28 protein-coding genes and 1 other annotated feature are annotated in these 21,601 nt (G+C 37.6%); of the genes, 1 reads left to right on the forward strand and 27 read right to left on the reverse strand.

Annotated elements, in window-relative coordinates; translation table 11 throughout:
- Positions 1-13: 13 nt before the first annotated feature.
- The 3 genes from ruvA to FG382_RS23355 all read right to left on the reverse strand — a co-directional run bounded on the left by ruvA (position 14) and on the right by FG382_RS23355 (position 2,457).
- The gene (gene ruvA / locus FG382_RS09230) at positions 14-634 is read right to left on the reverse strand and encodes a Holliday junction branch migration protein RuvA (RefSeq protein WP_142538620.1); all 621 of its coding nucleotides are present in this window, start codon (positions 632-634) and stop codon (positions 14-16) included.
- Between the two features lie 162 nt (positions 635-796).
- Positions 797-1,714 carry a phosphotransferase gene (locus FG382_RS09235; protein ID WP_142538621.1) on the reverse strand — a complete coding sequence of 306 codons (918 nt, stop codon included), beginning with the start codon at positions 1,712-1,714 and terminating at the stop codon, positions 797-799.
- Complete coding sequence (locus FG382_RS23355; RefSeq protein WP_188713332.1) at positions 1,648-2,457, reverse strand: LysM peptidoglycan-binding domain-containing protein; 810 nt, start codon at positions 2,455-2,457, stop codon at positions 1,648-1,650. Before FG382_RS23355 ends, FG382_RS09235 begins: the two co-directional genes overlap by 67 nt.
- A 137-nt stretch (positions 2,458-2,594) precedes the next feature.
- Between FG382_RS23355 and FG382_RS09245 the strand changes: the two genes are divergently transcribed.
- Positions 2,595-3,128, forward strand: coding sequence for a transcription repressor NadR (locus tag FG382_RS09245; RefSeq protein ID WP_142538622.1), 534 nt, complete (start codon positions 2,595-2,597; stop codon positions 3,126-3,128).
- 252 nt (positions 3,129-3,380) lie between these two features.
- On the opposite strand, the gene pheA is transcribed toward FG382_RS09245, so the two are convergent.
- From pheA to FG382_RS09365, 24 genes are all read right to left on the reverse strand, one after another.
- Positions 3,381-4,253, reverse strand: coding sequence for a prephenate dehydratase (gene pheA, locus FG382_RS09250; RefSeq protein WP_142538623.1), 873 nt, complete (start codon positions 4,251-4,253; stop codon positions 3,381-3,383).
- A gap of 220 nt (positions 4,254-4,473) precedes the next feature.
- Positions 4,474-4,929 carry an ACT domain-containing protein gene (locus tag FG382_RS09255; protein WP_142538624.1) on the reverse strand — a complete coding sequence of 152 codons (456 nt, stop codon included), beginning with the start codon at positions 4,927-4,929 and terminating at the stop codon, positions 4,474-4,476.
- Positions 4,930-4,947: 18 nt separating this feature from the next.
- On the reverse strand, positions 4,948-6,237 hold the full coding sequence (gene obgE / locus FG382_RS09260; RefSeq protein ID WP_142538625.1) for a GTPase ObgE: 1,290 nt from the start codon (positions 6,235-6,237) through the stop codon (positions 4,948-4,950).
- 5 nt (positions 6,238-6,242) lie between these two features.
- Positions 6,243-6,776: a Spo0B domain-containing protein gene (locus FG382_RS09265; protein ID WP_142538626.1), complete on the reverse strand. Its 534-nt coding sequence runs from the start codon at positions 6,774-6,776 to the stop codon at positions 6,243-6,245.
- Positions 6,777-6,882: 106 nt separating this feature from the next.
- Positions 6,883-7,173, reverse strand: coding sequence for a 50S ribosomal protein L27 (rpmA, locus tag FG382_RS09270; RefSeq protein ID WP_142538627.1), 291 nt, complete (start codon positions 7,171-7,173; stop codon positions 6,883-6,885).
- Between the two features lie 12 nt (positions 7,174-7,185).
- Positions 7,186-7,521: a ribosomal-processing cysteine protease Prp gene (locus tag FG382_RS09275; protein ID WP_142538628.1), complete on the reverse strand. Its 336-nt coding sequence runs from the start codon at positions 7,519-7,521 to the stop codon at positions 7,186-7,188.
- Between the two features lies 1 nt (position 7,522).
- The gene (gene rplU / locus FG382_RS09280) at positions 7,523-7,831 is read right to left on the reverse strand and encodes a 50S ribosomal protein L21 (RefSeq protein ID WP_142538629.1); all 309 of its coding nucleotides are present in this window, start codon (positions 7,829-7,831) and stop codon (positions 7,523-7,525) included.
- Positions 7,832-7,843: 12 nt separating this feature from the next.
- Positions 7,844-7,922: a sequence feature (ribosomal protein L21 leader region), on the reverse strand.
- Between the two features lie 51 nt (positions 7,923-7,973).
- Positions 7,974-8,570 carry a metalloprotease gene (locus FG382_RS09285; protein WP_142538630.1) on the reverse strand — a complete coding sequence of 199 codons (597 nt, stop codon included), beginning with the start codon at positions 8,568-8,570 and terminating at the stop codon, positions 7,974-7,976.
- Positions 8,563-9,108: a hypothetical protein gene (locus tag FG382_RS09290; RefSeq protein WP_142538631.1), complete on the reverse strand. Its 546-nt coding sequence runs from the start codon at positions 9,106-9,108 to the stop codon at positions 8,563-8,565. The genes FG382_RS09285 and FG382_RS09290 overlap by 8 nt, the downstream gene beginning before the upstream one ends.
- 288 nt (positions 9,109-9,396) lie before the next feature.
- Positions 9,397-10,197 (reverse strand): septum site-determining protein MinD, encoded by an 801-nt coding sequence (minD, locus tag FG382_RS09295; protein WP_142538632.1) that lies wholly within the window; start codon positions 10,195-10,197, stop codon positions 9,397-9,399.
- 1 nt (position 10,198) lies between these two features.
- Positions 10,199-10,870, reverse strand: coding sequence for a septum site-determining protein MinC (gene minC, locus FG382_RS09300; protein WP_142538633.1), 672 nt, complete (start codon positions 10,868-10,870; stop codon positions 10,199-10,201).
- A gap of 37 nt (positions 10,871-10,907) precedes the next feature.
- A complete protein-coding gene (gene mreD, locus FG382_RS09305; RefSeq protein WP_142538634.1) occupies positions 10,908-11,435 on the reverse strand; it encodes a rod shape-determining protein MreD in 528 nt (175 codons plus the stop codon).
- Positions 11,432-12,334 (reverse strand): rod shape-determining protein MreC, encoded by a 903-nt coding sequence (gene mreC, locus FG382_RS09310; RefSeq protein WP_142538635.1) that lies wholly within the window; start codon positions 12,332-12,334, stop codon positions 11,432-11,434. Before mreC ends, mreD begins: the two co-directional genes overlap by 4 nt.
- A gap of 13 nt (positions 12,335-12,347) precedes the next feature.
- Positions 12,348-13,367, reverse strand: coding sequence for a rod shape-determining protein (locus FG382_RS09315; protein ID WP_142538636.1), 1,020 nt, complete (start codon positions 13,365-13,367; stop codon positions 12,348-12,350).
- A gap of 94 nt (positions 13,368-13,461) precedes the next feature.
- Positions 13,462-14,160: a RadC family protein gene (radC, locus tag FG382_RS09320; RefSeq protein ID WP_142538637.1), complete on the reverse strand. Its 699-nt coding sequence runs from the start codon at positions 14,158-14,160 to the stop codon at positions 13,462-13,464.
- Positions 14,157-14,759 carry a Maf family protein gene (locus tag FG382_RS09325; RefSeq protein ID WP_142538638.1) on the reverse strand — a complete coding sequence of 201 codons (603 nt, stop codon included), beginning with the start codon at positions 14,757-14,759 and terminating at the stop codon, positions 14,157-14,159. The genes radC and FG382_RS09325 overlap by 4 nt, the downstream gene beginning before the upstream one ends.
- 94 nt (positions 14,760-14,853) lie before the next feature.
- Positions 14,854-15,492, reverse strand: a complete 639-nt coding sequence (locus FG382_RS09330; RefSeq protein ID WP_142538639.1) for a hypothetical protein — start codon at positions 15,490-15,492, stop codon at positions 14,854-14,856.
- Between the two features lie 86 nt (positions 15,493-15,578).
- Positions 15,579-16,334 carry a prepilin peptidase gene (locus FG382_RS09335; RefSeq protein ID WP_142538640.1) on the reverse strand — a complete coding sequence of 252 codons (756 nt, stop codon included), beginning with the start codon at positions 16,332-16,334 and terminating at the stop codon, positions 15,579-15,581.
- Positions 16,327-17,124 (reverse strand): potassium transporter, encoded by a 798-nt coding sequence (locus tag FG382_RS09340; protein ID WP_142538641.1) that lies wholly within the window; start codon positions 17,122-17,124, stop codon positions 16,327-16,329. The genes FG382_RS09335 and FG382_RS09340 overlap by 8 nt, the downstream gene beginning before the upstream one ends.
- Positions 17,121-17,708 (reverse strand): hypothetical protein, encoded by a 588-nt coding sequence (locus FG382_RS09345; protein ID WP_142538642.1) that lies wholly within the window; start codon positions 17,706-17,708, stop codon positions 17,121-17,123. Before FG382_RS09345 ends, FG382_RS09340 begins: the two co-directional genes overlap by 4 nt.
- A 2-nt stretch (positions 17,709-17,710) precedes the next feature.
- Positions 17,711-18,679 carry a type IV pilus biogenesis protein PilM gene (gene pilM / locus FG382_RS09350; protein WP_170206486.1) on the reverse strand — a complete coding sequence of 323 codons (969 nt, stop codon included), beginning with the start codon at positions 18,677-18,679 and terminating at the stop codon, positions 17,711-17,713.
- A gap of 138 nt (positions 18,680-18,817) precedes the next feature.
- On the reverse strand, positions 18,818-19,318 hold the full coding sequence (locus FG382_RS09355; protein WP_373287617.1) for a prepilin-type N-terminal cleavage/methylation domain-containing protein: 501 nt from the start codon (positions 19,316-19,318) through the stop codon (positions 18,818-18,820).
- A 28-nt stretch (positions 19,319-19,346) separates the two neighbouring features.
- Positions 19,347-20,552, reverse strand: coding sequence for a type II secretion system F family protein (locus tag FG382_RS09360; protein ID WP_142538644.1), 1,206 nt, complete (start codon positions 20,550-20,552; stop codon positions 19,347-19,349).
- Entirely contained in the window at positions 20,552-21,592 is a 1,041-nt protein-coding gene (locus tag FG382_RS09365; protein WP_142538645.1) for a type IV pilus twitching motility protein PilT, read from the reverse strand. The genes FG382_RS09360 and FG382_RS09365 overlap by 1 nt, the downstream gene beginning before the upstream one ends.
- Positions 21,593-21,601: the final 9 nt, after the last annotated feature.

Here is a 21,601-nt window from a genome sequence, read left to right on the forward strand (position 1 = left end):
TCATGCGCTTTACTTATTTCCCAGAAAATAATAATTGCAATGCTTTTTTCATAAATTCATCTGTTGTTTGAAGTTCTTTATTGTCTTTTAACTTGGGACGAACTTTAGATAGTTCACGTTCTGAATAGCCAAGTGCCGTAAGTGCAAGCATGGCTTCTTCTAGTTCATGGTCAGCAGAGCTATCCACAAATAAGGTTGGTTCATCGTCTACAAATTCGATGTGTTCCAAATCTATGAGATCATGTAATTTTCCTTTTAAGTCTAAGATCATTTGACGAGCTGTTTTCTTTCCTACTCCCGGGAACTTCACCAAAAATGTCTCATCTTCTCGTTCGATTGCCTGAATAACATGGGTTGGTTCACCACTTGCTAATATGGCAAGCGCTCCCTTTGGCCCAATTCCAGAAACAAGAATAAGCTTTCGAAACAACTCTCGCTGCGCTAAGTTTGAAAAACCCATTAGCTGCTGTGCATCCTCTCGCACATGAAAATGTGTAAATACTTGGATTATTTCTTCGCTCTTTCTAAAAGCAAATGGATTTGGCGTAAACAGCTGATATCCTATCCCCTGTTGCTCCAACACAACATACTCAGGCGTCACTCGTGTAACCTGTCCTTTTATGTAATCATACATACTAAAATCCCTCACAATCAATACATCTAGTATACCATAAGGATCCAAAGCGATAACCTTTGTCTTAAGGGAATATAAGCTACTGGCTAGGAGCTGGAGTCAAAATGTACAAACAAAGAAGGCCGCTCTTAAAACGAGCGACCAACTCCAACTAGATTTGACTCAAAGCTTACTCAAATTATAGCACAAATTAGGCCATTCCGTTAACGCTTTGTTCGTATATGGTACTAACTGTTCGATAAACTTTTGTTTTCGTTCTACAGGTAACGCAAACGCATATAACCACTCTCGATATAATTCATTTGGATACATCATCGCTTCTTTATGCTGATGCACGATTGTTTCGAGCATGGGAAATTCACTCATTAAAAAATGAATATCATAATCTATTTCCGATAAGACACGATGCATCCACAAAATACTTTCCATTTCTTTTGGTCCAATTACGGCAAGATCAAAATCAATTATTTTATAAGCAGAACCGTCCGATAAGAAGTTATGATGTACAACATCTCCATGCAATAATGTCCGGTCCTTCATATCGAATGCTTTCATATCCTTTAATGCCATATCACCATACATCAATAGTATTTTCGTGTTGTTAACTCCTATAAAGGATTCAACGAAAAAAGAAATTTCTTTCATTTTTAATAAACGATTTTGCCATTTAGATATCAAATTAAATGCATAAAGAACCTTACTATCTTCCCAATCAATTATTTCGTTCGTTTCATGCAAACGAGTAAGAAGTGAGTATACAGCTTTCCGATCTTCCTCATTACTGTAATTTACCGTATGTGTCCCTTGAAACCATGGTTGTATAATGAAATCCAGTTGAGGAGATTCTACTACCGGCAAGACAAATGGATCTTCTATATATTGTAATTTATCGTGAATAAAACGAATTTTTTCCGCCTGTTGTTCCGAAGGATATTTCTTAACAGAAAATACCCCATTTTCATTTCTCCATTTCCATACGTTTTTTTTAATTTGTTTAATATAATAACTCACTATTAAAAGTGGTGGTGATGGTGATATGGTGGGCATGGATATACCGGTACATAACAAATCTGTACGCATGGGCAACCACCAAAATGTGCTTGCATATGTGGGTGCATGCCAGGATGCATTTGTGGGTACATACATTGGTACATATAGGAAAAATCTTGTTCTGGCGGGCATGGATACATTTCTTCGAATACAGGGGACGGCTCTTGCGCTATTGGTTGCGTTTGTTGTTGAACTGGTGGTGCTGGCGGCGGTGGTGCTGGTTTTTCACGCTCTGTAAAATTCGCTTGAATATGAATAGATGTTGATTCCACTAGTCTCCAGCCTTGCGGAGATGGGGTCATATCTAAGTCTGGAACTGGCATCATGTGATATGGCAATGAATAAGATGGCATCGGTTGCGGCCTAACAGGTGGTGCTGGCGGCGGTGCAATCGGGACCGGTTGAACAGGTTGAGCTTTTGGCGGGACTTGTTGTGCTTTCGGCGGTACCGGCTGTGCTTTTGGTGGCACATGTTGCGCTTTTGGCGGGATTTGTTGTGCCTTCGGTGGTACCTGGTGTGCTTTTGGTGGAACAGGGTGCGGTTTCATTTCCTCCTTCTTCACCATTTCTTTTTTAACTGGGCGATTCTCGCTATATGGATGATTGACGGATTCCATGCTTTTTGTATCTGGAATAAATATCTTCATACCCGGAACGATATATTCCGGATTTGCAAGATGTGCATTTAATCTCTTTAGTTCTTCAAAAGAAACACCATAACTTCGAGAAATTTTCCATAGCGTGTCACCTTTTTCGACAATATGAATTTGCACAGTCTTCCTCCTTCCCTTCTCCTTAAACTATGTGCAACTACCTAAATTGGACACAGATTTTTTGTAAAAAGCACTTCCCTTCATGATAAACTTATGAATAGAAGCTAGGTCGTTATGCAAGTTGGGAGGAGTTATTATTGAAAAAATTAAAAGGTGCAGAACGAAGAAGTTGGATACTTTCCTATTTAGTAGAGCAGGAACAACCAGTTACGGGTTCAGATCTTGCTAAACAAGCAAATGTCAGTCGACAAGTGATTGTAAATGATATTACGTTGTTAAAGGCAACGAATGTCCCAATTGTTTCGACAAGCCAAGGATATATGCTCATGCAAAACAAGGAAGCTGGTGCATATGTTCAAAAAAAAGTGGCATGTAATCACCAATCAAAAGATTCAGAAGATGAGCTTCAAACGTTGGTAGACGTTGGTGTGACAGTAGAAAATGTAACAGTAGAGCATCCTGTATACGGAGAAATCACTTCTTCTATCATGGTATCCAATCGTCATGATGTGGAGATGTTTTTAAAAAAGGTAAGAGAAACAGAAGCCTCTTTCTTATTAGAACTTACTTCTGGTGTTCACCTACATCTCCTTTCTGCCCCCTCAGAGGAAATATTAAATCGAGGAATAGAAGCACTTAGGAAGAAAGGGTATTTAATAGAAGAATCGTAAAAACTCTAGTGCCTGGCCCAAGGTGGTAACCGCTTGAAATTCCGCTACAGGACGAACGCTTTTCTGCGGCACTTTTATATATAAAATCCAATATGTGGATAAAAGCAACCAATTCTAAAAAATAGAAATGTTACGGTAGTGCAGCAAGCCCGCAGGAAAAAAGTTATCCACCAGTCTATATTTTTAAGTGATAATAAAAAACGCAAGGAAGAAAGTGGATTATTTTCTTCCTTGCGTTTTCTCTATTGTATATTAGTCTGCAGACTCTTTCGTTTCATATGTATAATAAGATCCAAGTGACTTCACTTCACATCCTAGAGCCGCTAACTCTTCCATCGCACCTCGCATCATAGGAACCTGATCATCTTCTAATATATCCATAATAAAAAAGTATTGGCCCAGACCTGTTTTCAGTGGTCTTGACTCAATCTTACTTAAATTGAGCTTTCTCCATGCAAAAACAGAAAGCACTTGGTGTAATGATCCGGATCGATCATCTTTTGGCAATGTAAGCATGATAGTCGTTTTTACTTGTTCTGTATGTCCTGCTCGTTGGATACTATCATTCTTTTTAGAGAGTACAAAAAATCTCGTATGATTAAAATGAAAATCATGAATATTGTGCTCCATAATTTGAAGGCCATATTCCGTTGCAGCGGATGTATTTCCGATCGCTGCAATACAACTCTGTTTATTTTCCGAAACATATTTTGCAGCAGCTGCAGTCGAAGTCGATTGTTCAAGAGGAACTTTGCCAAATCGATAAGACAAATATTTATGACATTGCGCTAATGCATGTGGATGAGAATAGATCGTCTGAATGTCTTCCCATTTGTTTGCATTAGATGAGTGCACCATTAAATGTTGTTGAATCGGTGCAAGTATTTCCGCGATAACGGATACATTTGCTTCATGATATAAATAATCGATTGTAAGTGGTACGGTGCCTTCTAAAGCATTTTCAATCGGCACAACAGAAATATCAACTTTTCCACTTGTAACAGCTTCAATACATTCTGGTATCGTCCGCAGCGGCACTAACTTTTCATGTTGGAATAAAACTTGCGATGCTAAATGGGTAAAAGAAGCTTCCGGTCCAAGGAAAGCCACTTGTTGAGTTGCCATTTGAAATCCCCCTTATGTCTAGCTCTAGCGCTTTTCTTTGTCTAGCTCCAGCGCCTTGCCTCTCGGGGTCAAATAACCTTCCCCCAATGAAGTCAAAGTGCGACTTCTTTGGGGAAGAACATTTGCCTGTCGAAGGCCTGTAGGATGCAGGTCATGCAGTCGTTGCGACACGATGTCGCGAATTTAGACTGTAATCCTCTATAAGGCGCTAGCGCTTTTCTTATAATGCGCCGGAGCTAATCACTTCTGCTGATTCTACAAAATCTAGTCGCTTCATTTCATTTAAAAACTCATCTAATTCTTTAGTCATTGCGGTTACATCTAGAGATAATGTAACGCTAGCTCTTCCTTGAATCGGTATCGTTTGATGAATCGTGAGTATATTGATCGATGACCCTGCTACAAGTTGAAGTAACCTTGCAAGGGTTCCCTCTCGGTCCTCTAACTGTAAAAACACCGTTAAAATGCGTTCTTGAACAATCGAATGGAAAGGAAAAACCGCATCACGATATTTGTAAAAAGCACTTCGGGATAAATCGACTTCCTTTACTGCATCCCAAATCGAAGATACTTTCCCAGATTGGAGAAGATACTTTGCTTCCAAAGTTTTTTGCATTGCTTCGGTTAAAACATCCTCTCGTACTAAATAAAATCGCTGGCCAGTTACATCTTTCATGCGGTTCCCCTTCTTTCCCTACTCGATAAATTCAAATTCAAATTGTAATAGTCGTACCGTATCGCCATCTTTTGCACCGCGCTCGCGAAGTGCATCATCGATTCCCATTCCTCGAAGTTGTCTTGCGAATCTGCGGATTGAATCTTCTCTGCTGAAATCAGTCATTTTAAATAGTCTCTCAACTGATCCACCAGATAATACAAATGCTCCATCATCATCTCTTGAAATTTCGAAATTCTCTTTTGTAGATTCATGCTTGTACATAACAGATGTTTCCGATTCTTCCTCTGTTAAATGTTCTAATGGGAACTCTGGTGCCACTTCTAACAAGTCTGCTACAGCAAATAATAGCTCTTGCAATCCTTGGCGTGAAATTGCTGAAATTGGGAAAACTTTCAAATCCGGTCCCACTTTTTCTTTAAAAGCTTTTAAATTTTCTTCCGCATCAGGCATGTCCATTTTGTTTGCCACAATAATCTGAGGTCTTTCCGTTAGACGTAGATTATACTGCTTTAACTCTTCATTGATCGTTAAATAATCTTCGTATGGGTCTCGACCTTCCATTCCCGACATATCGATTACGTGTACGATTACACGCGTACGTTCTATATGACGTAGGAATTGATGTCCTAAACCTACTCCCTCTGATGCTCCTTCGATTAGTCCTGGTAGATCGGCCATCGCAAAGCTACGATGATCCTCTGTTTCGACCATTCCTAAATTCGGGACAATTGTTGTAAAATGATATTCAGCAATTTTCGGTTTAGCTGCAGAAACAACGGATAATAAAGTGGATTTCCCAACGCTTGGAAAACCTACTAATCCAACATCAGCTAATACTTTTAGTTCTAATATAACATTTAACTCGAAGCCTGGCTCCCCTTTTTCAGAAAGCTCCGGCGCTGGATTAGCTGGCGTTGCAAATCGGGAATTTCCTCGACCGCCTCGTCCACCTCTTGCAATTATCGCTTTTTGTCCATGCTCGACTAAATCTGCAATAACAACTCCAGTTTCTTCGTCCGTTACGACAGTACCCGGTGGAACTTTTACAAATAAATCATCTGCATTTGCACCATGCATATTTTTACTCATTCCGTGTTCCCCACGAGTTGCTTTAAAATTACGTTTATAGCGGAAATCCATTAATGTACGCAAACCTTCATCTACGACAAAAACAACGTCTCCACCATTTCCTCCATCCCCACCAGCAGGACCGCCCATAGGAACATACTTTTCACGACGGAATCCTACCATTCCATCTCCGCCGTCTCCACCTTTTACATAAATCTTCACGTGATCTACAAACATTTATTTCACTCCAATCTTTCACTTGCAATTAACTTCAATTTAAGTTCGTTTTCTGTATTTACCTGTTTCTCTATTTGGAAAAGAGTTGTAAATGATTCTTCCATCCAAGGTTGAGAAGACCAATCACCTTGAACTTCAATTTGTATTTCTAGCTGTTCATCCATCTTAATATGAACTTTAAGTAATTGCTCTTGATATCCTCTAAGATTCGGGTAAATGGATTGAAGAAAACATTCTAAGTATTCCCGAAGTGCAGCATCATATTTATTTGCTCCGCTACTTAAAAGAGATGTTTGAACAACTAAAGTCATTTTATTATATCTCATACTAAACGTTTGTAACCATTCGTTTGTTTGAGATAGACCGATATTATTGATATCAAAAAACTGATTACATTTGGAAGAATAATTACTTATTAACTTTTTGGCCTCTTCAACCCTGCCCATATCTAAATTCATTTGTATTAAATGTAAGCTATTTAGAAAATCATGCATAGAATGGCGCAGTACATTGTTTATCGTTATCTCTTTATCGTTCATTTTACCACGCTCCTATTATGCTGTTGTCTCATAAGTATAACAGGAATGACTTGTTATTGCTCTAACCTAAAAAAAGGACCGCATAAATGCAGTCCTTTTCTTATCATCAAGCTTCTTGAGCTACAGGATATACACTTACTTTTTTCTTGTCGCGGCCGAAACGCTCAAAGCGCACTACACCGTCAACTTTCGCAAAAAGTGTGTCATCTCCACCACGTCCAACGTTTTCACCAGGGTGAATTTTAGTACCGCGTTGACGGTATAAAATAGATCCGCCTGATACGAATTGTCCGTCAGCACGTTTAGCGCCTAGACGTTTCGCTTGAGAGTCACGACCGTTACGAGTCGAACCTACTCCCTTTTTGGATGCGAAAAACTGAAGATCTAATCTTAACATATGTTCCACCTCCTACTTTTTGAAGGTTATTTTTATATACTTACCATAATCTTGCTCAATCGTTTGTAAAGAAACAATCATTGACTCTAAAATTAGCTGCACTTTCGCTGCCTTTTCAGAATTTGAAATGCTCGGTACTTCGACATATAAATAGCCGCCGTCCCCTTTTTGCGAAATTATTGGTGTAATTTCTGTAAGTGCAATAATGGCATTCACTGCACCAAATGATACAGCAGAAGCTCCTGCACATACTAAATCTTTTCCGTGTTCCGCAAAATCAGCATGTCCTTTCATTTCAAATGAATGAATCAGACCTGATTGATCTTTCGTTATGATCACTTTAATCATCTTATAAACTAATAGATTCTACTACTAATTTAGTGTATGGTTGACGGTGACCTTGTTTTTTACGGTAATTCTTTTTCGCTTTGTATTTGAAAACGATGATTTTTTTAGCTTTGCCATTTTTTACAACTTTCGCTGTAACTTTAGCACCTTCCACGAATGGAGCACCAACTTTAACATCATTTCCACCTACGAATAAAACTTTGTCGAAAGTTACAACTTCATCAGCGTTCACATCTAATTTTTCAATGTAGATTTCTTGCCCTTGTTCAACTTTGATTTGTTTACCACCAGTTTCAATAATTGCGTACATACTTGCACCTCCTCTTAGACTAAGACTCGCCCTCAATAGGTGACTCGATCAATCGAGTACTTAAACCTTCTCAGTGCGGTTGTAGCAACGGGTGCTGCTACAAACAATAACATTTGAATATTATCATATATAAAACTCCGCGTCAAGCAGTTTTCGTTATTCTATCAAATGCTAACTTATACTTTCGAAATCTCCAATAAATAATATTTTGCAAAACGATAAACAAAAAAATGAACGAAACCGATACAGCTCTTGGAAAATAAGCTAAGCTAATGAAAAAAATTAGGCTACTAATCCAAATGGAATAGCCTATTAGCATCTCATACTTATCCGGAAAAAGCGCATCTAAAGCCCGTCCACCGTCTAGAGGATAAATTGGAAGCAAATTTAAACATAAAATAATTAATTGTGTAAAAAAAACAAGTCGATCTTGCGGAAAGTCAATGAAATAACTGAAAACCAATACCAAAAGGGTACAAAAGGGACCACCAAAAATAACGAGAAGCTGTCCACTTTTTGGTACTTTTGAAAATTGTTCCATCTTAATCTCTCCGCCGTACGGTAATATCGTACAAGATCGAACTTTTATCCCTACTAATTTTGCAGCAATAAGGTGACCAGCTTCATGAATAAGCAAGGAGCCGAAGACGATCGAATAGATAGCTATTTCTCCGGACAAATAAAAAAAAAGGAAAAACGGAATCATAATAGGATGCACTTTATATACTGACTTATTCATAAGTTGCTGCTAGCCAATCAACAAGCTCGCTCATCTCTAATTTTTTTCCGTCTTTGACCACTTCAATATATAGTAATTCGTTTTCAACTGTCGCAAATATATCTCCTGGACTCACTGTTGTATACGGTAGCTGGTGAAATTCAGCTACAAAACCAAATGTAGCAGTCTCCCCTGTATCATATAAAATAGACATCGTTTTACTTGTATCTTTTTTATATCCAGTAAAAATAATCAGTCCATTTTCTGAAGCATACAAATCCTGTGACTGTTCAACAGCTAAAATGGCTCCGTCACCAAAAGGTTGAATGGATTCATATTGGATTAAAGGAGGGTTCGCCACAGGTGCACTCACTTTAATTTTTTTATCCGATTGGTCCACCCATGCTTTAACTTTTTTATACATCTCAGCTGGCTTTTGAGGCTCTAATAACGTTGTTGTATAGTTGGTCGATAACGTATTATTATCCTCTAGATATGCCACTATAAAAAAGACTGATACAAATAGTAACGCAAGCGCCCATTTTCGTTTTGAAAGCATAACATTCCCCCTAGTAGGAATGTATGATGGCAAGTACAAAATCATGAACAAAAAAGTGGCGAACACTAAATATATTAACCCGTTACTTTCAATTCTAAGCCTCTTTTCGATTTGGACGAAATAAACCTATCTTCCCTACCTTTTAAGGGAAAATAACGCCATTTTTTAGACATATACTTATATACGCTCTTTTAATTTGGATAAAAATAAATACCAGGTTGTTACTAGCACTGCTAGACAACCTGGTATGCACTATCAATCTTTGAAATTATTTAATTATATTTATGCTTATTTAGCAAATATAGATTTTAGTTTAGACATTACACCTTTTTTAGGCGTGTCCATAGACATTAATGGCACCGATTCACCTAAAATACGACGGGCGATATTTCGGTATCCGAGTGCTGCTCTATTGGATGGATCCATTACAACAGGCTCTCCTTTATTGGAGGAAGTGATGACACTTTCATCATCCGCTACGATACCTAATAGATCAATAGATAAATGCGTTGTGATTTCATTGATATCTAACGCTTCGCCTTTTGTCATTAAATGCTGACGAATGCGATTGATGATCAACTTCGGTGGATCGATAGCTTCTTCTTGTTCCAGCAATCCAATAATACGATCCGCATCACGAACAGCAGAAATTTCCGGTGTCGTTACGACAATCGCTTTATCTGCACCAGCAATCGCATTTTTATAGCCTTGCTCAATACCTGCCGGACAATCGATTAACACGTAATCATAATCTCGTTTCAGCTCATTTACAAGGTCTTTCATTTGCTCTGGATTTACCGCATTTTTGTCTGTTGTTTGGGCAGCTGGTAATAGATATAATTTGTCTTCAAAACGTTTATCTTTTACAAGTGCTTGATGTATTTTACAGCGTCCTTCCACAACATCTACTAAATCATAAATAATTCTATTTTCAAGCCCAAGAACAACATCTAAGTTTCGTAACCCGATATCTGTATCCATTAAGCAAACTTTTTTTCCTTGTAGAGCCAATGCAGTTCCAAGATTTGCAGTTGTAGTCGTTTTACCGACCCCACCTTTCCCAGAAGTTATTACGATTGCTTCACCCACATTAGCTTCCTCCTTTAAATGTCGATAGATTTGGTCTTAATAATCGTAGTTCTTGCAGGCGATCAATTGCGATCGACCCATTTGTATGTAAGTAAGCACATTCCATTTCCGGTTGCTCGGAAAGAACGGTTAACTCGTCTGTCATCGTTTCTATGACATTATCAATTATCAAGTGTGTTGCTTCTAACCATGAGGCAGCAATAACCGCATTTCGATTGCCGTTTGCCCCTGCATGGGCAATTCCTTTTAGTCGTCCTAGCACAAATACATTACCACCAGCAATAACGCGTCCATTTGGATTGACATCTCCTATGACAACCAGATCCCCAACGGCAGTAATTATTTGGCCGGACCTAACGATTCCCACATACGTCTCGGACTGATTTTCTAGTAATCTTCTATTGCATTCTTCGACGGTCATTACATCACTTTGAATTTTCGTCACGCGAAGATGCTCCGTCTGTTGCACGCAATTGATAATTTCTTTGGCCTGTTCATCATTGCAATACCGACATCCTAGATGCAATAGCACTTCTGCTTGACCTTCAAATCCTTCATCAGATACCTTTTTCACCAACTCTTCTAAAAGCTCTGTATATGAACACTGATCATCTAGACGTAAGACAAGCCCTTCTTTTGTTCCTTTAATCGATATTAACTGCTTTTTCGTCAATCAAGTCACCTCAGATCTACTGTCTAACCAAAAATGATTATTTTTGAAGCAGTAATAATTTTTGATTAAACCGATTTAGAAGAATATATTTAAACAACCATCCAAACATTAAAACAAATACACCATTAGCAATCATCGTTGGAATAAGATTAAATTGATAAAAATTCGCAAACGTCAGCGATTTAATACCAATGGATGTATAAAATACGAATAATATAATTTCCACTGCAGCTACTAGTAGAAGCGTCAAAACAGTCGCAACTAATAAGTGATGATGTATAAACCTTACGATAAAGCTAGCTACTAGACACATTAATGGAAAAATAAAAGAATATAATCCAATAATATCAATGAAAAAGACATCATACAAGAGTCCAAAAATCAATCCATAAAGCATTGCTCGTTTTCGATCATAATAAATAGCAATAAAGATTAAATAGATGATTAAAAAACGAGGAACTAGTACATAAAAATGGCCGTTCAATTCAATAGGCGAAAAAAGTCCAAAAATCGGTTCCATATAAAATAATAGAACCGAAATAATGATTACTACATAACGAATCATGATTCTTCCCCTGCGCCTTCTGTTAAATCAGCTTCCGTATTTCCACCATCTGTCCCGTCTACGGGGTTAATCGTACGTTTTGATATAATGACATGATCTAAAATCGAAAAGCTTGCAGCAGGTTTTACATACGCAAGTTGGGTTAAACCATAATCATCCGTTGTCACTTCTGTAACTTCTCCGATTAAGATACCTTTAGGAAAAATTCCACCTAAACCAGAAGTAGTTACTTTTTGACCTTTTTTCACTTCAAATTCGGAATCTATTCTTTTTAGCACAAGTTCTTTACGCTCTATATCATATCCTTCAATTAATCCAAATACTTCCTGTTCATCTGCAATAACCGCCGAAACACGATAATTTGGATTTTGGGTAGATAAAAGTTCTACTGTAGATGTATATGGAGTTGTTAAAATGACTTTCCCTATTAATCCTTGGGATGTCATCACTGCCATATTAACAGCTACACCGTGTATTTCCCCTTTATCAACAATAATCTTTTCTTCCCATTGATCCGGATTACGTGCGATAACAGTAGATTGAATCGGATTAAAATCACGAATATTTTCTTCTTTATCGACAATGTCTCGTAATTCTTCATTTTCTAATTGCAAGTCATTCACACTAGCTTGTAAGGTGGCATAATCTTCTAATCTTGCTTTCAACCGTTTGTTTTCATCATATGTATTAAGTAAAGATTCGACATTATTAAAAATCCCCGTAACATACTGGGTCGGCTTGGAAAACATAGTTTGTCCAAAACCGACCACATCTTTGATTAATTGCTCAGGCAAGGATGCATGATTTCGATCTCGCAAAGAAAAGCTGATGAGTGCCACAAGAAATATCATCCCTACAAGCAGCAAAACTAATCGCTTATTTGAAAAAAATTGTGGCATAGCTCAGTTCTCCTTAACTTTTAGTTTGTTGACGCTTTAATAAGCCCATGTGATCAAGTGCTTTTCCTGTTCCGATAGCCACACAATCTAATGGATCTTCTGCGATAAATACTGGCATATTTGTTTGATCACTAATTACTTTATCTAAATTTTTCAGTAATGCTCCCCCACCGGTAAGCATAATACCGCGTTCCATTACATCCGCAGACAATTCTGGCGGAGTTTGCTCTAACGTTTTCTTAACGCCGTCAATAATAGAAGCGATAGATTCACGCAATGCATTAGCAATTTCAGTTGATGTAATGTCAATTGTTTTCGGTAATCCAGTTACTAAGTCACGTCCACGGATGTCCATTTTTTCTTCTGCACCAGTTACTCGTGCAGAACCAATTTCCATTTTAATAGCTTCTGCCGTACGTTCACCGATTGTTAGGTTATACGTTTTACGAACATAGCTAGTAATCGCTTGATCCATTGCGTCTCCACCTACACGGACAGATTCGCTTGTCACGATACCGCCAAGTGAAATAACAGCCACTTCAGTTGTTCCTCCACCTATATCAACGACCATACTTCCTGTAGGTTCCCAAACAGGTAAATTTGCACCGATTGCAGCTGCAAAAGGCTCTTCAATCGTTACCGCATCACGAGCACCAGCTTGTTTCGCTGCATCAATCACCGCACGCTGTTCTACTGAAGTAATACCAAAAGGCACACAGATCATAACATTTGGCTTGCTCCATGACATACCAGATGCTTTAATCGCATTTTTTAAATAATATTCAATCATAGCAGATGTCGTGTCAAAATCTGCGATAACTCCGTCTTTCATCGGACGGATCGCTACGATTGAACCAGGCGTACGACCAATCATATTTCTTGCATCATTACCTACCGCCACAATAGAACCATTTTGTACATTTTTCGCAACAACAGAAGGCTCTCTTAATACAATTCCTTTGCCTTTAATAAAGACAAGCGTATTTGCTGTTCCTAAGTCAATCCCTAAATCTCTAGCTCCAAATCCAAACACTTTTTTTACTCCCTTTCTATCTCCAACAAGTTTCACTTAATTGTTTTAAAGTCATAACTCTCATTATAACGGATAGAAAGAAAAAAGCACAGTGTCACATGTACCCCTTTTCTTTAAGACTTATAAATTGATGATCCCCAATGATCAAATGATCGATAATCTCGATGCCCATTATAAGCCCTGCTTCTATTAATCGTTTTGTCACATCAATGTCTTCTGGAGAAGGAGAAGCGTTTCCGCTGGGATGATTATGTGCGCAAATTATCGAGGCGGCAGAGCGTTTTACAGCTTCACGGAACACCTCTCTTGGGTGTACGATAGAAGCGTTAAGTGATCCGATAAAAATAGTTTGTTTGTGAAGAATTTGGTTTTTGACATTAAGGAAAAGAGCAACGAAATGTTCTTGCTTAAGTGAAGACATTTCTGGCATTAAATAAGTAGCGGCATCTTTCGGAGAACGTATTGTAAACTTTTCATCTGTTTGTTGTAGAGATAGTCTTCTACCTAATTCTACTGCTGCGAGAAGCTGTACAGCTTTTGCTTCTCCTATACCTTTTACAGACATAATTTCTTCTAATGTGGTGTTTTTAAGTTCTTGAATTTGTTCGATAAAGTTGAGGACTCGATTAGCTAGATGGAGAACAGACTCTTGCTTCGTACCAGTACGAAGCAAGATTGCTATTAATTCTTGATTGGATAGACTTTGTGCACCTTGTCTCACAAGTCTTTCACGAGGTCTATCGGCTATATGAACATCCCGAATCATTAAAGAGGATGGCACATCAAGAGTCATTTGCTCAACTCCTTTTCAAACGTAAGCACTTCAAGTGTCAATAACGTTTGAAACAGGCGACTTATCGGAAGACCTACAACATTATTGTAATCGCCTTCGATTATTTGAACGAATAATCCACCCATCGTTTGAATACCATATGCACCTGCTTTGTCCATTGAATCTCCGGTAGCTACATAAGCATCTATTTGCTCCTCTGTTAGTTCATAAAATGTCACAAGCGTGGTTTCTGCAAAACTGATACTTGTCCCTGCTCCCTGAATGGAGACGCCTGTCACTACATGATGCGTGCGACCCGAAAGCTTTAGTAAGTATTCTTTTGCTTGTTCCTTACTAGCCGGTTTCCCTAATACTTCTTCCTCTAAATAGACAATCGTATCAGCACCAATAACAATAGCATTTGGATTACTTTCAACAATTGGCACCGTTTTTTTATACGCAATAGAAATTGCCATGTCTTCCGGCGTAAGTTTCCCTTCTGCCACTTCTTCAATTTTGGCAGGCTGTACGTCGAACGGAATAGCTAATCTACTAAATAACTCTTTTCTTCTTGGCGACTCACTCGCTAGTATAAATGAATAATCAGTTGTTAGTTTCAATTTAAATTCCTCCTTTCCATTAGCATACAGAAAAATTGGAAAAAGGGAAATTGTTTTAAAAATAGAACAATGAGAGAGTTGCTCGATATTTTGATTAGAAACTCAATTTTACACATGTGTTCTGTTCTGCATAATGAGTAAAAACATGTAATCTCATAACAGAAGAAACATCCGAAATTGCTGATACAGCTTGCACTATCGTCATTAGATCATCAGGATAATCTTCTTTTTTGGCAATCGACTCAAAAAAGTTTTTCGAAATATTATCTTCTTGTAAAATATTAACAAGTTTTTTTACTTTGGGATTTTCACAACCACTAGTAGAAACATGCACCGTTTTGTTGAAACTAGGAAGAGACTCCGATTGTGGAGTAGGCACGTCATTTAAAAACAAATCACTCCACACAAAAAACTGGTTTTCGACCTGAACGATCCCTGCTTTTTCTAAAGAAGGCTGCGTTGCCATAAAGGAGATTGCACTATCTTTTGAAGAAAACATACCATATTGTTTTACATGAAATGATAATACGCCATCTGCAGCAACCTCCACTTTTTCTCCTTGTGCTTGTGCCCCTGCCGGTGTCGTATCTTCTTCCTTGGCAACCTCTACTTTTTTATCATTTGCTAAATTAAGAATAAAACCAAATAGTAAAACACCAACAACCCCAATGACAAGCCCTTGAATACCAGCTAATATTATCTTCTTTCTTGGATTTCGCCTTCTAATCGGCATAACGTCACCTCTTTTTTCACAACCATATCACGAACAACCTAAAAAAAGACGAGACCTATGTCGGCTCGTCCTAAAAATTTATCGTGTTAAAAAAACAAATTCACATACCAATCGACAATCGTTTCTCCGTAAAAATAAGAAATAATTGCGGCAATCGCAATCGATGGTCCAAATGGGATCGGCGTTTTCCGTCCTTTTTTCGCTTTTTTCAAAGCAATGATACCAAAAAAGGTTCCAATAATAGAAGCTAAAAATAATGTCAATAAAGTCGGAACAAACCCTAACACCATTCCTATAACAAAAAATAATTTAATATCCCCGCCGCCCATACCGCCTTTTGACAGCACGGCGATTAAAAACAATACCCCAAAACCGACCACAGCTCCTAACAAACTCTCCCACCAAGGAGTTAACGGCGAAAAAACGCGGGCAATGATCAAAGGAATCAAAAAGAAAAGCAATATCTTATCTGGAATAAGCATATACGCTAAATCAGATACAGTTATAATAACAAGCATAGAAATAAATAATATCGCAACAATTAGCTCTATAGAAAAGCCTAACTGACTATATGCAAATGCAAATAATAAACCAGTCACCAGTTCCATCACCGGATAAATCCAATGAATCTTTGTGCCACACCCTCTACATTTCCCTTTCAAAAATAGATAAGAAAACACAGGAACTAAATCCACAGCAGTTAAGTTTCGATCACAAACCGTACAGTGCGAAGGTGGCTTTACAATCGATTCCCCTTTTGGTACACGGAGGCCAACTACGTTGAAAAAGGAACCGAATATTAGACCGTATATGAAAAATAATATTGTGTACAGACTAGTCATTCCCATTCTCCGCTATTGCTGCTTGTTCGTCATGATAAAAAGTAGTCAGCTGTATCGTAGCAGCTATATCGTCCTCTTGATCCTCATTTAAAAGCTGTTCCTCACCAGGTGCTGACAAAATAATCTGATCAACGCGATAGATTCGTTTTAAGTTCTCTACTTCTTCTACGAACAAAACAAGCTGATCATAATTTTTGGCTAAAATAGAAATATTGAAGGTAATCAATTTTAACTTTTCAGGAAGAACAACTTCAGCAACAGGAGAAACGGGCGGTTCTTCGGACGTTTCATCTGTTGTAGTTTCATCCGATGCTGCTTCATCTGTCATTTCTTCCGTTGTTTCGGTCGTTCCTTCGGTTGTTGTTTCTTCTGTTGATACATCATTGCCTTCTACTTCAGTCTCCGCGTTTTCCTCTGGAGTTTCCGGTAACAATTGAGACTCTTCTAGCGTTCCATCATAATTATTAAACTCCACAGAGAGAATTTTCGAATCACTTAGTAATTCGACCTCTTCTATCGAACGAATAAGCTCATTTAATTCACGGGTCAATGGAACCTGCGTTTTTAAGAAGAATGTATTCTCTGAGGAATCTTCCTCCAACTGAGCAGAAGAATATTCTTCCTTCAAAGCAGCAACCTCACCCTGTAAAACCTGTACACTTATTTCCTTCGATGCTCTTTCATCTTTTAACGGTTGCAGGACAAAATAGTAAACTGCCCCTAACAAAACGACCACAAGAGCAACGATTAATATAAAGGCCGTTCTTTTATTGCTAACTAGTTCATTCATGGAGTGACACCTCCATTTTCCAAGTAAGTTTGATCAATATCTAAATTTAAGATTGCTGAGTAGCGTGGAATAATCTCATATTTTTTTTCTGTATTTTCCTCCGAGTTAGATAGCTCAAAGTTCGTGACACTCTCTACCTTTACATCCGAAAAATAATCGCTAATTAGTAGTTTATCCACGAATAAAGACAGACTCTTCATCGTTTCTACATCTACAGAGATATGGATACTTCGTTCTACAAATTCATATTGCCGTAAATATGTATGTGGCTCGAGTAATGCATTCACTTCTATAAGTAAAGGACTCACAGGATAGGAAACACGTTCAGCAAAAGTCACAGAGGTCTGCAGATCCCCTTGTCCGGACACTTTTAAATCGGTTACTACCTGTGTGAGGTCATCTCTTTCTGCCGTCGAATAAGTTTCATCAGCAATAAGGGTTTCTATATCTCTCTTTACGGTTAAATATTGAATAAAGAACAACACAAGAATTGTAAGAATTAATATTGAACTAATAACGAGCAATAAAATAGAATTGGACTTTTGCCGCTCCCTTTTAGGCAATAAATTTATCTCTGGAACCATCATCAAGCCTCCCTATATATAAGTCCAATAAGTGGAATATGCTTAGACTTCAAATTAGGATGATATTTTTGTACTTGAGAATCATCTATATATGTAACAGGTGTGACAAAATTTGCCGACATCTCAGAAGCAATATAATCCATTTCCGGCGAGTCTCCCATTGTAATTATTTCATCTACCGCTTTTTCTCCCTTATATAAAGAGAAACGATAAAAGTTTAGAATTCTTTCAATCTCAGCAATTTGATCGATCAATTGCGTGCGATACTCTTCAATCTCTCCATCATAAACAAAACTGATTTCATCCTTTTCACTTCTACTTTCCCACTTTTCTTTAAATGTATCAATAGATTGATAGCGAAGGAATTCAACATTTCCTCCCGTATATATGCTGATCGAAACACCTGAAATAGACCATTCAGTTATTAAATAGCTCTTATTTTCTTCCAAATCAATCGTCTTGTCTAAAAAACGAATTGTAGCTAATGCTCTAACATCTGCTGTAACTGGTTCTAAATGTAGATCGTCTAATAATCCAGCTAATTTGTTAATTTCTTCGGAAGGTGCAGCAAACAAAACCGCCTCTCCATCATTAGGCTTAAAATCATAAACATCAATTAGAGGTTGAGAGAAAGGCAAGTGAATCGTTTGTCCCAGCTCCATCTCCACATATCCTTTTAATTTCGCTGACGTTACATCGGTAGGATGCTCAAAAGTTTTCATCATCACAGTACTGTCTGGCACAAAAAAGCGGACATCATAACGCTTAATACCCCACTCATGGATGAGTGTCTTCAACGTTTCATACAACGCCATTTCATCTTCTAAAATATCCCCATCAAAAATACCTTTCTCCAAAGGGTACTCATAAACAGCTGACTGCGCAATATCGTTACCAGTCATCACTATTGCTCTTAGTATGTATTCATTTAAATCTAAAGCAACATACCGCTTAACTTTCTTTTTAAACATATTCTTCTCCCCCATATTTAGCTGTAATTAGTTTTATGGTTCAGAAAATGAAGTATTCATTTGCTCAAAGATAAAACTAAGGGACTACAGCAGCGGTAAGCTGCTGTAGAAGATATAAAATTAGATGGTTCAAATTTTCTATGCACCCGGTTTTGGAATAGTTTTATCGCCTGCATCACTACCTTTTTGAGTATCATCATTAATCATTTTGAGTGTTGCGTTTGTAAAAGTTATCTTTTTACTATTGGAATAAACGAATGCCGTAGGAGTAGTAAGTTTATTAGGGTTAGCCTTATCAACTTTAGCATCCGTAGGAATCTTCCCTTCAGATTCTAAATAATTCGCTGTCTTTAATTCGGCTACTGTAACAGTCGTTTTCGTCTGATCATCAGTAAAATATAATTGAGCAGCACTTAAAACATTAGTTGCATCTGCCTTCACAGCATTAAATTTACTATTTTCAATAATATTCCCTATCGCCGGTACAGCGATCGCAGCCACAATCGCAAGTATTACGATTACAGCAAGTAATTCAATTAGTGTCAAACCTTTTTCATTTTTTAATAACTTTCTCATTTTTTTCATATAATTAGCTCCTTTATTTGTCATTTCATTTGGCTCTTTCATCTCATTTATCACAAATTTCACCTCCTTCAAATGAAAAATATTAGATTTGTTCATACATACTAAACATTGGTATCATAATAGCCATTACAATTGTTCCTATAATTGCAGCGAGGAAGACAATCATTAAAGGCTCGATTAACGATTTCAACGTATCTACAGTCCGGTCAACATCATCCTCATAAAAATCCGCTATTTTTTCAAGCATATAATCGAGAGAACCAGTAGATTCCCCTATGGAAGTCATTTGTGTAACTAAAGGGGGGAAAATCCAGCTTTTTGCTAGTGGGGCGGATAATGTACTCCCTTTTTCCAGGCTTGTCCTTGAATCCTTAACTACCTTACCTACAACTGGGTTTCCAATTACTTTTTCTACAATAGTCAGTGCCTGTAAAATAGGAACGGAACTGCTAAATAAAGATGATAGGGTTCTTGTCATACGAGCAATTGCTGACTTTTGCAGCAACTTTCCAAATACAGGTAGCCTTAAAAGTAGTAAATGAACCGAATAATTAAATTGTTCGTTTTTCTTATATAGGTAGTTGAAAACAATAACTATAATCAAGAAAAGAATTGTATATATATACCAAGATGACTGTAGTGATTCACTTATCCCCATTACTATCTTTGTGATCATTGGTAATTCAGCGCCCATATCCTCAAACATCGAAACAAATTGTGGAACAATTGTTAGCATCAAAAATACGGAAACTACTATCGTTAAAAAAAGTAAAACAACAGGATAAGCTAACGTTGATTGAACTTTTTTCTTTAGTTTAAACTGTTTTTCATAAGAAAAAGCTAGTCTCTCTAATGATTCATCCAAGTTACCGGTCGCTTCTCCGGCGCGGATCATATTTACAAACAAAGCTGGAAAGACCTTTGGATTTTTAGCTGCTGCATCAGAAAAAGATAATCCTGACCGAACATCCTCTTCTACATCCTGCAGTCCTTTTTTTAATGGTTTACTAGAAGTTTGCTCTGCTAAAATTTTAGTAGATTCTAGTATCGAAACCCCTGCTCTAATAAGCGTGGCAAATTGTCGACTATATATAACAAAGTCTTGATTTTTAACTTTACCACCTAAAGCTAACTCTTTATGAAGGATGCTTTTCGACTCTTCTATTTCTCGCGGATTTATACCTTGAGAACGAAGTCTGGTGATCGCCGTTTGTTTGTTGGTCGCATCCACAATTCCTTTTTTTACTGTCCCTCTAGAGGTTCTACCGACATATTTATAGACAACCATTAATATTCACCAACGTTCATATAAGGTCGGGCAGATTCTAGCGAAATCTTGCTTGTTGAGACTAATTGCTGAATAGATGATTCTAGTGTGTGCATCCCGAGAGCTCGGCTCGTTTGCATGACATTTTGTATTTGATGTACTTTTTCATTTCGAATAAGATTAGCAACAGATGGTGTTTGCATCAGAATTTCTGTAGCAGCTACACGACCTTTTTCATCTTTTCTAATAAACAAACGTTGTGATACAATTCCTTGCAGGACATTTGCCAACTGTATTCTTATTTGCCCTTGCTGATGAGGCGGAAACACATCAATTATTCTATCAATTGTAGTAGGCGCACTACTTGTATGGAGTGTCGCCATTACTAGGTGTCCAGTCTCAGCAGCTGTAATTGCTGTGGAGATTGTCTCTAAGTCTCGCATTTCTCCAACAAGAATAACGTCTGGATCTTGTCGTAAGGCTGCTCTTAAACCATTTGAAAAACTTTGTGTATCCGAACCAACTTCACGCTGATTGATAATAGACTTTTTATGTGTATGCACATATTCAATCGGATCTTCCAACGTAATAATATGCTTGGATGTAGTAGAGTTAATATAATCTATCATCGAAGCTAGTGTTGTTGATTTACCAGAACCAGTTGGACCTGTCACTAAAATAAGCCCTTGAGGTTTACCTGCAAGTGTGTAAAGTACATTTGGCATACCTAACGCTTCAATAGAAGGAATTTTAGATTCGATCATCCTAATGGCAATTGCAATATTATTTTGTTGATGATAGGCATTGATCCGAAAACGACATAGTCCTGGCAAGGCATAACTAAAATCAATTTCTCCCTTTAATTCAAACTCTTCCATTTTGACAGAAGATAATAAATCCTCTAACATTCTTTTCGTATCTATATCTTTCAATAAATACTCACCATATGATTTTAGCTTTCCATTTACGCGAAAAACTGGCGTTACTCCTACTGTTAAATGAAGATCAGAAGCTTTATCATGAAAGGTTTTTTCTAATAATTGAATGATATTCAATTCCATATTACTCAC

Origin of the sequence: Psychrobacillus lasiicapitis, from assembly GCF_006861795.1 — a bacterium.
Lineage (GTDB): Bacteria > Bacillota > Bacilli > Bacillales_A > Planococcaceae > Psychrobacillus > Psychrobacillus lasiicapitis.